Genomic DNA, 12105 nt, shown 5'->3' on the forward strand with positions numbered 1-12105 from the left:
TTTCCCTGTCACTACGATTCCCGAACTTCTCGCGTAAAAGTTTGGTACACCCTTCATCATCCATTCGATGCTGCGGTCGTACCGGTTTTCTGTAAAATACATTGATTATCATCTCCTTTAGTTTTTTTAGAAATAAAAAAAGAGCCAACCGCTTATTTCTAAACGATTGGCTCTGAAATGAGATTTTTTCGATTGTGAGTAGCACTCATTAATTTGAAATGCCTAAGAAAAAGTTTATTTTGTTGCCTGATTTTCTGTTCTTCGGGGGTTCATTTCCCTGAAAAATGGTAAAAACGCCGTTTTACATCTACGTTTTTGTACGCTCGCGGACAAGCCCCTGAGACGTGAAAAAGCCCGATAAAATCGGGCTTTTCGGGGCGAATATCTTTTTTATTCGCATAGGATGGTGCACCAACAGGGACTCGAACCCCGGACCAACCGGTTATGAGCCGGTAGCTCTGACCAACTGAGCTATTGGTGCGTTTTGTTCTTTCGCAAATTCTATTATATCAAAAAAACTCAGTTGTGTCAATGAAAATCTTCTCTGAACGTGTAATAAACAATATAATATATGAACTTTTCATCAATGCGTCTTGTGCGGCGGCATAAAATATGATATACTAAAAGGTAAGCATGAATCAGAAAAGGGGTATTTTTATGGCTGAAATCAAAGCGTTCAGGGGTATGCGCTACAACACCGAACGCGCAGGCAGGCTCGATGAGCTCTGCTGTCCTCCCTATGACATTATCAGCGAAAAGGAAAGAAAATCGTATCTCGCGCAGAACAAATACAACGTTATCCGCCTTGAGCTGCCCAAAGAAGGCGACAATGTTTACACAACAGCGGGCGAGGTTCTTGACCGCTGGAGAGAGAAGGGAATCCTCATTCACGAGGATAAGCCCGCGATTTATATTTACGAGGAGGAGTTCAACGCCTACAACACGCGCCGCAGTATCAAGGGCATCATCGCGCGTGTGAAGGTCGAGGAGTTCTCGAAGGGAGTTATCCTTCCGCACGAGTTCACGCTCTCGAAGGCGAAGGCTGACCGTTTCAACCTCATGAAGGCGACAAACTGCAACTTCAGCCAGATTTACGCGCTATATATGGACGAGGAGCATACCACGCTCTCGACTATCGACGAGCTGTCAAAGCGTAAGCCCAACGCCAAGTTTACCGACGGCGACAAGGTTACCCACAAGCTCTGGATTATTACCGACGAGAAGGCTATCGCGAAGCTGTGCGCCGATTTCACCGACAGAAAGCTCTATATCGCCGACGGTCACCACCGCTACGAGACCGCGCTCAACTACCGCAACTACTGCCGCGAGAACGGTATCTCGAAGGAAGGCGACGCTCAGGACTACCAGATGATGTTCCTCATGGACATGGAGCACCCGGGGCTTGTCGTATTCCCGACGCACCGCCTTGTGCGCGATTTGCCTAAGTTTGACAGGGATAAGCTCCTCGACGGCTGCGAAGAATATTTTGATATCAAGGCGTTCGACAGCGTTTCGCATATGAACGAGCTGCTCCACAGCGAGTACAAGAAGGGCAGCAAGTCCTTCGGCTTCTACTGCGGCAAGGGCGAGTGGTACCTGCTCACGCTCAAGGATATCGACGTGATGAAAAAGGAGCTGCCCGATCTGAGCGAAGCGTCACAGCAGCTCGACGTCAGCGTCCTGCACACACTGATTCTCGAGAAGATCCTCGGCATCGACAAGGAGAACATGGCGGCTCAGATCAACCTGACCTACACGAAGTTCTATGAGGAAGCGATCATGGGCGTCGACAAGGGCGAGTTCCAGTGCTCGTTTATCCTCAACCCGACCCGCGTCACCGAAATCCGCGACGTCGCGGCGGCGGGCGAGAAGATGCCGCAGAAGTCCACCTATTTCTACCCGAAGATGACGACGGGTATGGTTATGAACGATATTGGCGTAGAATGAAAATTACTGTGATATTTACGGGCGGCACGATTGCCTGCTCGAACAGGAATGGGGCGCTGTCACCTGACGGCGCCAATTCCTTTACCCTGATTGAAATATACCGCGCTCTTGACGGCAGCGTAGAGTTTGAAACGCTTTCTCCGTACTTCATACTGAGCGAAAACCTCGGCTGTGAGCATTGGGAGAAGCTCTCTGACTGCGTAAAGAGCGTGCGCGGCAGCGACGGCGTTATCGTCACCCACGGCACGGATACCATGCCATACACGGCGGCGTACCTCGGACTGAAGCTCGGGCTGTGCGATATTCCCGTTGTGCTCGTGTCGGCGGCATATCCGCTGTCAGACAGCCGCTCAAACGGTCTTGACAACTTCCGCGGCGCGGTTGATTTTATCCGCTCGGGAGTCGGCAAGGGCGTTTTCGTATCGTACAGGAACAGCGGCGAGAATGTCATGATCTACCGCGCGGCAAGCCTTTTGCCGCATCAGCCGTACAGCGACAGCGTCCTCAGCCTTCGCGATAATTACTTTGCCGAGCTTGTCGGCGGCGAGGTCGTGCTCAATCCCGATTTTGAGGAGGAGAGCTTGGGCGACTTTTCCGAATGCAAGCCGAACGGAAAGATTATCTGGCTGCGCGCGCACCCGGGAATGATTTATCCGCCAGTTGACGGCGCAAAGGCTGTGCTGCTCGAGGGCTATCACTCGGGAACTCTGCCGACCGCGAGAGAGGATTTTAAGAACTTCTGCAAATCGGCAAACACAGCAGGCGTACCGCTGTACCTGACAGGCAGCGAGGAAGGCTTTGACTACGAGAGCAAGCAGGCGTTTGATGAATTGGGTATAAACGTCCTGCCGCCTATGTCACCCGCAACGGCGTTTGTTATGCTGCTTTTGAAGTCGCACCCGAAAATATAAACCGGAGCGAAGCGACCCTTAATTTTCAATTTTTCATTTTTCATTTTCAACTAAAAAAGGACTGCTCTCCTCGGAGAACAGTCCTTTTGATTTCTACTGCCAGTCGCAGACGTTTGCCCAGTTGAGGAGGAATTCTCTCTCTTCGGGGTTGCCCTTTACGGACTGAGAAGCCGCGACGATCGGCATCCACGCGTTGACGTACTGACGCGCTGTGTCTGTCTTTTCGCAAAACAGCTTGAGGTACTTCTCGGCGAGGTCCTTGTCGCCCTTCAGACAGAAGAGCAGGTAGGTTCTCGCCGCGTCAGCCGCGCCGTTACCCTGAGTGGCGTGCGACCAGTCGAGGATAAACGGAGTGCCGTCGGGAGTGATGATGATGTTCGAGGGGTTGAAGTCGCCGTGGCAAACCTTGTCGTGGCGCTTCATCGATGCGAGGCGGGTGTGCAGCTCGTAGCGTGTGGTTGCGTCGAGGTCTGTGCTGCTGATCTTGTCCTGCATCTTGTCCTGCAGTCTCTTGAGCAGCGGACACTTTTTGCCGAGGATCTCCATCTGGACGTTCACGAAGAGCTCGAGGTACTCGTCGAGCTTGTCGGGGTTCTCGTCCATAAGCTGCTGGAGGGTCTTGCCCTCGATGAAGTCGGAGATGATAGCCCACTTGCCGTCGATTTTGGTGACTTCCTCGATCTTGGGGATATTCAGTCCCGTTTCCTCAACTCTCGCCTGGTTGAGCGCCTCGTTGAGGATATCGGACTTGGGGAAGGATTCGTCAAAGACCTTGACAGCGAGGTCGCCGTCGCGGTAGATGACCTTATTTTTTCTCTCGGCGAGAACATTGTCAAATTTCATGGTAAAGCCCCTTTCCGCGCATTAAACCGCGTCTTTGTTGTTGCCGTAGTAGGCGTTGAGGTACATCTGCTTGATTTCCTTGAAGAGCGGATAACGCGGGTTGGCGCCTGTGCACTGGTCGTCGAACGCCTGCTCGGTCATCTCGTCGAGGGTAGCGAGGAAGTCCTCCTCCTTAACGCCGTAATCTGCGATTGTATTCTTGATGCCGACCCTTGCCTTGAGCTCGTTGATGCCGTTGATGAGGTTCTCAACGCTCTCCTTGTCGTTCTTGCCGCCGAAGCCGAGGAACTGAGCGATCTCAGCATAGCGCGCGAGGGTGTGGGGGTGGTCATACTGGGGGAAGGTACCCATCTTTGAGGGAACCTCAGCGGAGTTGAAGCGGATAACCTGCTCGAGCATGAGGGCGTTTGCAACGCCGTGAGCGATGTGGTGGAACGCGCCGAGCTTGTGAGCCATTGAGTGGCATACGCCGAGGAAGGCGTTTGCGAACGCCATACCTGCCATAGTGGCGGCGTGTGCGACCTTCTCACGCGCAACGGGCTCGTTCATGCCGTTGTCGTAGCAGGCGGGCAGGTACTCAAAGATGACCTTGAGAGCCTTGAGCGCCAGACCGTCGGTGAAGTCCGTAGCCATCATCGAAGCGTAAGCCTCGAGAGCGTGGGAAACCGCGTCGATACCCGAGGCGGCGGTCAGACCCTTGGGGCCTGACATCATGAAGTCAGCGTCGACGATAGCCATGTTGGGCATGAGCTCGTAATCGGCGAGAGGATATTTGATGCCTGTCTCCTGGTCGGTGATTACCGCAAAGGGAGTGACCTCGGAGCCTGTGCCCGAGGAGGTCGGGATAGCGATGAAGTAAGCCTTTTCGCCCATCTTGGGGAAGGTGTAGATACGCTTGCGGATATCGACGAAGCGCATCGCCATATCCTGGAAGTCTACGTCGGGATGCTCGTAGAGTACCCACATGATCTTCGCAGCGTCCATAGCGGAGCCGCCGCCGAGCGCGATGATAACGTCGGGCTCGAAGGAGCGCATAGCCTCGGCGCCCTTCTGTGCGGAAATGAGCGACGGATCGGGCTCAACGTCGGAGAAGGTGGTGTAGGTGATGCCCATTTCGTCGAGCTTATCGGTGATAGGCTTGGTGTAGCCGTTCTTGTAAAGGAAGGAGTCGGTGACGAGGAAGGCGCGCTTTTTGCCCATAACGTCCCTGAGCTCCTGAAGTGCGACGGGCATGCAGCCCTTCTTGATATAAACCTTTTCGGGCGCTCTGAACCAAAGCATGTTCTCTCTCCTCTCAGCGACCGTCTTGATATTGAGCAGGTGCTTCACGCCGACGTTCTCGGAAACAGAGTTGCCGCCCCATGAGCCGCAGCCGAGGGTGAGCGAGGGAGTGAGGCTGAAGTTATACAAATCGCCGATACCGCCCTGTGACGAGGGAGTATTGACGAGGATACGGCAGGTTTTCATGTGAGCCGCAAATTCGTCGATCTTGTCCTTGCAGTTGATCGCGTCGACATAGAGGGAAGAGGTGTGGCCGTAGCCGCCGTCGGCGACGAGCTGCTCAGCCTTTGCGATAGCGTCCTCAAAGCTCTCCGCCTTGTACATAGCGAGAACGGGGCTGAGCTTCTCGTGAGCGAATTCCTCGCTGATATCTACGCTCTCGACCTCGCCGATAAGAATCTTTGTCGTTTCGGGAACCTCAACGCCGGCGAGCTTCGCGATAGTCACGGGCTTCTGACCGACGATACGCGCGTTGAGCGCGCCGTTGATGATGATAGTCTTTCTGACCTTCTCGCATTCCTCGTCGTTGAGGAAGTAGCAGCCGCGCGCCTTGAATTCTTTCTTGACCTTGGCGTAAATCTTCTTCTCGACGATAACGCTCTGCTCTGAGGCGCAGATCATGCCGTTGTCGAAGGTCTTGGAGTGAATGATCGAGTTGACCGCGAGCAGAATGTCGGCGGTTTCGTCGATGATAGCGGGTGTGTTGCCGGCGCCTACGCCGAGAGCGGGCTTGCCTGAGGAGTAAGCCGCCTTGACCATGCCGGGGCCGCCTGTCGCGAGAATGCAGTCGCTCTCCTGCATGAGCAGGTTGGTGAGCTCGAGCGAGGGCACGTCGATCCAGCTGATGATGCCCTCGGGAGCGCCTGCCTCAACGGCAGCCTCGAGAACGATCTTGGCAGCGGCGATAGTGCTCTTCTTTGCGCGGGGGTGAGGGCTGATGATGATACCGTTGCGGGTCTTAAGGCAGACAAGCGCCTTGAAGATCGCGGTCGAGGTTGGGTTGGTGGTGGGAATGACCGCGCCGATAACGCCGATAGGCTCGGCGATCTTTTTGATTCCTGCCACGGGATCCTCCTCGATCACGCCGCAGGTCTTGGTGTTTCTGTAGGTGTTGTAGATGTACTCCGAGGCGAAGTGGTTCTTGATGACCTTGTCCTCGGTTACACCCATGCCGGTCTCTTCCACAGCCATCTTGGCGAGCGGAATTCTTGCGCGGTTAGCGGCGGTCGCTGCCGCCAGGAAAATCGCGTCGACCTGTTCCTGTGTGTAGGTGGAAAACGCCTTCTGAGCCTCGCGTACGCGCGCAAGCGCGGCGGCGAAGGATTCGGCGCTCTCTACGATCGGATACTCTTTTGTACTCATATTATCTACCTCGCTTTTGCCGGTTTAATGATTGGCTCTTTTATTTATACCGCCTCATAGCTGATGCCCTGCTCCTGTGCGTACTGCTCGGCGTAGGAGCCTGAGGCTACCTTGAGGGTGAGGTCTGCGGGACACTCGCTGAAGGTATCGTCGGCGATTTTTGTGATTGTCGCGGGAATTACAACCTCCTTGAGGTTGGGGCACTGATGGAACATCAGCTGGGGAAGCTCTGTGAGCGTCTGGCTCTCGGGGATCACGATTGTCTTAAGGCCTGCAGCGGAGAATGCGAAGGGCTCGATCTTCTCGAGGGAAGCAGGCAGCTCGATAGTATCAAGACCCGAGCAGTAGAAGAAGGCGTTGGTGCCGAGGTGCTTGAGGTTCGAGGGGAGCTTTACGTTCGTCAGAGTCTTGTTGCTCGCGAAGGCGTAGTCCTGAATGTCGGTAACGGTTTCGGGAATGGTGACCGACTTCAGACCGTCGTTATTGAACACGCTGTGACCGATCGCGGTAACGGTGTAGTTCTGGAAGCTGTCGGGGATCGTAACGTCGGTGAGTGAGCCGAAGTAACGGGTGAGGATAACCTCTTTTTCGTTGAGGATATAGAAGCCGAAGGTCTCGTCCTTGAGGTCGGGCTGTGTCGCTACAACCTCATAACCCTGTTTGCTTTCCTGGTTGCCCGAGGAGGGCTTGCTGCCGTTGCAGCCGCATCCGTTGAGTGAAGCCGCAGCTACCGCTCCGATGGTACATGCGAGAATTGCGCAGATGACTTTTTTCATTTTAAAAATCCTTTCTGTGTGTCAATGAGCTCGTTGACTGACACTATTCTATATGATTGTTAAAGTTTTGTCAATCTTTTTCGAGCTCTTGAGAGTATTTTTTTAGTGTTACATAAATTTTCGCGCGACATCGGCAATACATTATGCAACATTACGTGAGGGGCGGTTATCGACAGAGAACCACCTATACTAATATATAATAACACAACAATATTCCAAAGTAAAGTGCCAGCGGGCACATTTTATTGGTTCATCTTTCCGCTGCGTGTGATATCGTCAGGTCAGGGCGGCTGTCTTTGTCATACCTTTCTATTATATATATAACTCGGAGCGAAGCGACCCATAATTTTCCATTTTCAATTTTCCGTTTTCAATTACCAGCTTCCAGTATTTCCCAATTATTACAAAAGAATTTACAATTTTGCAATCACTGCTTTAGGAAAACCCCAAAAATCGCACATAGAGGCGAAAATTGTTAGGGAAATTGCCAGAAATATAATTCGATTTCAAAAAAATGGGCGTTAGGGGTTGATTTTTTGAAACTCTGATGATATAATTATTACAAATTTGTTAACAAGTGCATTTCGGGCTGTCATTTTTCGTAACGGAAAATGAACCGATTCACCCGGAAAAATATCGGCACTTGTCGGACATTGGAGGTAATAACGATGCACAGGATAAAAAAGCTTACCGCTGTGATATTGAGTACACTGACCGTGTCTAGTGTATGTGTGTTCGGCGGTCTGAACGCCAGCGCTTCAGGCACAGGCGCGGGTCTTGCAGAATACTGTCTCAACGCTTATGACGAGGGATGGAGTTACGTATGGGGCGGAACAACCCCGGGTGCCGTTGACTGTTCGGGACTTATCTGGTCCTACTGCGGCGGCAACAGAATGAGCATGCTTTCCGACGCACAGGAAAACGGCAGAGATTGGGGCTATGTCTCCAACGGTGTACCCAGAGTACACGGTCTCGGACTTTCCAGACCCGGTCACGTCGGCGTCTATATCGAGGACGGTATGGAGGTTGACGCGCGCGGCGACGAATACGGCGTATGCTATCAGGAGATCGGCGGCTGGAACAACTGGGACTGCTGGTTCAAGCTCACCGCTGTAACCTACCCCGAAAACGGTTGGGAAGAGTTCAACGGCAACTACTATTACTATGAGGACGGCGAGTATATCGTCAACACCTCAAGAGAAATAGACGGTACTACATACTATTTCGATTCAAAGGGTCATTCGGGCACAACACCGACCGATACTTCGGCAACGGTCAGCAGCTCGTCTAATTCAGGTTCGTCAAAGTCTTCGACCTCTCTCCTCAGATACGGCTCAAGCGGCAACGAGGTAGAGAAGATCCAGAAGCGCCTTTCAGAGCTTGGGTTTTACGACGGCGCGATTGACGGCGACTTTGGTCGAGTTACCGAGCAGGCGTACAGAGCTTTCCAGGAAGCTGCAGGCGTCACAGTCGACGGTATTTCAGGTTCAGACAGAGAGGTACTCTATTCCGATGAAGCCCCTCGCGCCAACGTAAAGAACGAATCCGAAGATAAAACAGAAGATAAGACAGAAGAAGCAGCTGCGGATACAGCTGATAACGATAAGGATACAGACGAAGTCGGAGCTCCCGAGGAGGAGAAGAAGGCTGACGAGACCGTAGAGGCTGCCGAAGGTCAGGAGACCGAGGTAGAGTTCGAGGTCAAGCCCGCTCTGCCCGTTGAGGGCGACTTCACCGACGCGGTATACGAGATGCAGGCTCAGCTTGCAAAGCTCGGATACTTCGGAATTGAGCCCACAGGCTTCTACGGCGACTATACCGCCGACGCTATCAAGGCGTTCCAGCTCTGCAACGGCCTTGACGTAACAGGACAGATGGACGAGGCTACCGTTGCCGCTATGAACAGCGACGACGTTGTATATAACCCCAACGTCCTCTCAGTTCTCAACGAAGAGGTTGCAGGCCCCGTTTATGCCGCCGCTGACAGCGACGACAGCGTGGCAGCTCCCGCTACCGCAGATTCCGCTTCCGCTTTTGCAGCCGGCAACAGCAACGGCAACGGTTCGGGCAATGCGCTCGCGTCAAGCTCAAACACTGTTGACAAGACCAACAAGGCTGCCGACAAGGCGCTTCAGGGCGCTGCTTCCGCAGTGCCTGAGGGTCAGACCGCTCAGATCAAGAGAGCGGCAAACATCTGGATCTGGCTTGTACTCACCATCATCGTGATCAGTGCGGTTGCTCTGATTTTCCTCAGAAAAACCACCAGAAAGCCCCGCACAGCGAAGATGAGCACCAAGGCTGCGCTTAATACACGTTGGTAAGCATTGACTTGCATAACGAATAATTGATAACCCGAAAGGGCGGACATCATGTCCGCCCTTTTGCGTTTGTTAATGTAAAATTGAAAGTTGAAAATTGAAAATTAATGGCGGGCGCTGCCCGCACCCGAATATAACTCGGAGCGAAGCGACCCTCAATTTTCCATTTTTCATTTTACATTTTCAATTATTTATAATTCTTCCCTTTTCCACGTTCGGCATGATGAAATTGTTCAGCGAGTACTCCCAGAGCGCCTTTGAGCCCTCGGGAGTTATTTTGTTTCTCTCCAGGATCTGGCTGAGCTTCACGCCCTTTTCCTTCCACGCCCGTCCGTCGGTGGCGCAGTTGAGCATAGCGGGCTGAATGTTGTCCATCGTTCTCGCAAACTTCGCCTCGGGCGTCTGAGCCGCCTCGAATTCCTCCCAAAGGCCGCGCAGCCTGTCGCGCTGGTCGTCGGGCAGCATTCCGAATATCCTGTCCGCCGCCTTTTCCTCGCGCTCGCGCTGGGTCTGCTTTGCGTTGTCGTCGTAGGCGTAGGTGTCACCGGCGTCGATCTCGACCATATCATGGATTAACAGCATCGTCACGGTTTTAAGAAGGTCGATTTTTTCGTTTGAGTACTCGCCGAGCAGAATCGCCATCAGCGCGGCGTGCCAGGCGTGCTCGGCGTCGTTTTCCTTTTCAGCGCCGTTCGAAAGGTATGTCTGCCGTCCTATGCGCTTTTCCTTGTCCGCCTCAAGCGCGAAGCGGAACTGGCGCTCCATTCTGTCCGTCATGCGTTTGCCTTGAAGTCGAGGACTATCGTTTCGGTGTCGGTTTTGAACTGCCTGAGCTTCACGCCCGCGGACTGCAGCATTCTCGCCGAAGCGCGCGTAGCTTCTGAGTCGGCGTACTTGTTGTACAGGTAGACTACCTCGGCGATGCCCGACTGGATAATCGCCTTTGCGCACTCGTTGCAGGGGAAGAGATCGACATAGAGCCGCGCACCCTTGAGGTTCTTGCCGCGCGCGTTCAGGATCGCGTTGAGCTCGGCGTGAACGACGTAGTTGTACTTTGTATCCTCGCCCTCGCGCTCCCACGGATAGAGGTCGTCGGAGCAGCCGTACGGAAATCCGTTGTAGCCCGTCGAGAGAATGATATTATTGCTGTCGACGATGCACGCGCCGACCTGAGTGTTGGGATCCTTGCTGCGCTTTGCCGCGAGCAGCGCGACTCCCATGAAGTATTCGTCCCAAGAGATATATCCGTTCCTTTTCACGATAACGCGTCCTCCCGTTATTATTATACAATTATTGTATCATACGTACGGCGTGAAATGCAAGATGTTTTGCGTATATTGCGGAAAATCATATGTTTGGCAAATCGCAAAAAGAAATTGACAAATCGGCTTGATTTTTGCACTAAAAAGGTGTATTATCTTTTTATACTATATATACAAATTCTTCGGGGGATATCACTATCTCCCGTATGTATTTTAGGTGGAGCAATTTATGAAAATAGTAATTGTGGGCTGTGGCAAGGTCGGCACCTCGATTGCCGCCGAGCTGAATTCCGAGGGACACGAGATCGTCGTCGTAGATATCAACCGCGCGGCTGTGAACCGCCTCTCAGATTCCATCGACGCGATGGGCATCGAGGGCAACGGCGCGACCTACGAAACCCTCTCGGAAGCGGGCGCGGGTACCGCAGATCTGGTTATCGCCGCGTCGGCGAGGGACGAGGTCAACCTCTACACCTGCCTCATGTCGCGCGCCTGCGGCTGTAAGAATACTATCGCGCGCGTGCGCAATCCCGAATATACAAACGACCTCTACCGCGTCAAGGATATCCTCGGACTCTCGATGTTCATCAACCCCGAGATGACAGCTGCGGGTGAGATCAGCCGCCTTCTGCGTTTTTCCGGCGCTCTCGAGATCGACAGCTTCTCAAAGGGTCAGGTCGAGCTGATCAAGGTCAACGTCCCCGAGAACAGCCCCGTTGCAAACCGCGAGATAAGCAAGATCGATATCCTCAAGGGCAAGGTGCGTATCTGCGCCGTCGAGCGCGGCAGCGAGGTATTTATCCCGAACGGCGACTTCGTCATTCACGGCGGCGACCGCATAACGGTCATCTCAAAGCCCGAGATCGCCGCGAAGTTCTTCAAGAAGGCTAACATCAACATCGGCAGAAGCCGCGACGTCATCATTCTCGGCGGCGGCAAGATCTCGTTCTACCTCGCGCAGAGACTCCTCAAGGCGGGCATCGGCGTTAAGATCATCGAGAAGAATCCGCAGCGCTGTGACGAGCTTTCCGACCTGCTTCACGAGGCGGTCATTATCCACGGCGACTGCATGGATCAGGATCTGCTTCTCAGCGAGGGCATCGAGCACGCCGACGGCGTGATCGCCCTGATGGACTACGACGAGGAGAATATCCTCATTTCAATGTACGTGCGCAATGTTTCGCACGCGAAAATCATCACCAAGGTCAACAACGCGCACTTCGATTCGATCGTTGAGCAGCTCAACATCGAGTGCGTCATCAACCCGAAGAAAATTGCGGGCGAGTATATTGCCCGTTATATCCGCGCGGTACAGAACTCTCTCGGCAGCAACGTCGAGACGCTCTACCGCCTCAACGAGGGCAGGGTAGAGGCGCTTGAGTTCCGCGTAAAGAGCAGCTCGCGC

Annotated in this window: 9 protein-coding genes and 1 tRNA gene; 4 read left to right on the plus strand and 6 right to left on the minus strand. The window is 53.4% G+C overall.

Annotation, left to right across the window (positions count from 1 at the left end):
- Positions 1 to 404 precede the first annotated feature (404 nt).
- Positions 405 to 481, minus strand: a tRNA-Ile gene (locus tag JKK62_RS12240).
- A gap of 176 nt (positions 482 to 657) precedes the next feature.
- On the opposite strand from JKK62_RS12240, the gene JKK62_RS12245 reads away from it, so the two are divergent.
- Complete coding sequence (locus JKK62_RS12245) at positions 658 to 1947, plus strand: DUF1015 domain-containing protein (protein WP_201428121.1); 1290 nt, start codon at positions 658 to 660, stop codon at positions 1945 to 1947.
- Positions 1944 to 2858 (plus strand): asparaginase, encoded by a 915-nt coding sequence (locus tag JKK62_RS12250; protein WP_186833050.1) that lies wholly within the window; start codon positions 1944 to 1946, stop codon positions 2856 to 2858. Before JKK62_RS12245 ends, JKK62_RS12250 begins: the two co-directional genes overlap by 4 nt.
- Before the next feature lie 93 nt (positions 2859 to 2951).
- On the opposite strand, the gene JKK62_RS12255 is transcribed toward JKK62_RS12250, so the two are convergent.
- From JKK62_RS12255 to JKK62_RS12265, 3 genes are read right to left on the minus strand one after another with little or no spacing between them, the layout of a single operon-like run.
- Positions 2952 to 3701, minus strand: coding sequence for a phosphotransferase family protein (locus tag JKK62_RS12255; protein WP_186833049.1), 750 nt, complete (start codon positions 3699 to 3701; stop codon positions 2952 to 2954).
- A gap of 21 nt (positions 3702 to 3722) precedes the next feature.
- The gene (gene adhE / locus JKK62_RS12260) at positions 3723 to 6344 is read right to left on the minus strand and encodes a bifunctional acetaldehyde-CoA/alcohol dehydrogenase (protein ID WP_201428122.1); all 2622 of its coding nucleotides are present in this window, start codon (positions 6342 to 6344) and stop codon (positions 3723 to 3725) included.
- A gap of 44 nt (positions 6345 to 6388) precedes the next feature.
- Positions 6389 to 7120: a leucine-rich repeat domain-containing protein gene (locus JKK62_RS12265; protein ID WP_186833047.1), complete on the minus strand. Its 732-nt coding sequence runs from the start codon at positions 7118 to 7120 to the stop codon at positions 6389 to 6391.
- A 716-nt stretch (positions 7121 to 7836) separates the two neighbouring features.
- Here JKK62_RS12265 and JKK62_RS12270 point away from each other — a divergent pair.
- Complete coding sequence (locus JKK62_RS12270) at positions 7837 to 9441, plus strand: peptidoglycan-binding domain-containing protein (RefSeq protein WP_186833046.1); 1605 nt, start codon at positions 7837 to 7839, stop codon at positions 9439 to 9441.
- A 180-nt stretch (positions 9442 to 9621) separates the two neighbouring features.
- Here JKK62_RS12270 and JKK62_RS12275 read toward each other — a convergent pair whose 3' ends face one another.
- Both JKK62_RS12275 and JKK62_RS12280 read right to left on the minus strand, forming a co-directional pair.
- Positions 9622 to 10215, minus strand: a complete 594-nt coding sequence (locus JKK62_RS12275; RefSeq protein WP_186833045.1) for an HD domain-containing protein — start codon at positions 10213 to 10215, stop codon at positions 9622 to 9624.
- A complete protein-coding gene (locus JKK62_RS12280) occupies positions 10212 to 10697 on the minus strand; it encodes a deoxycytidylate deaminase (RefSeq protein WP_201428123.1) in 486 nt (161 codons plus the stop codon). The genes JKK62_RS12275 and JKK62_RS12280 overlap by 4 nt, the downstream gene beginning before the upstream one ends.
- Before the next feature lie 232 nt (positions 10698 to 10929).
- Between JKK62_RS12280 and trkA the strand changes: the two genes are divergently transcribed.
- A partial coding sequence (gene trkA / locus JKK62_RS12285) for a Trk system potassium transporter TrkA (protein ID WP_201428124.1) occupies positions 10930 to 12105 on the plus strand: 1176 nt, incomplete at its 3' end.

The sequence above is a fragment of the Ruminococcus difficilis genome, from assembly GCF_016680995.1.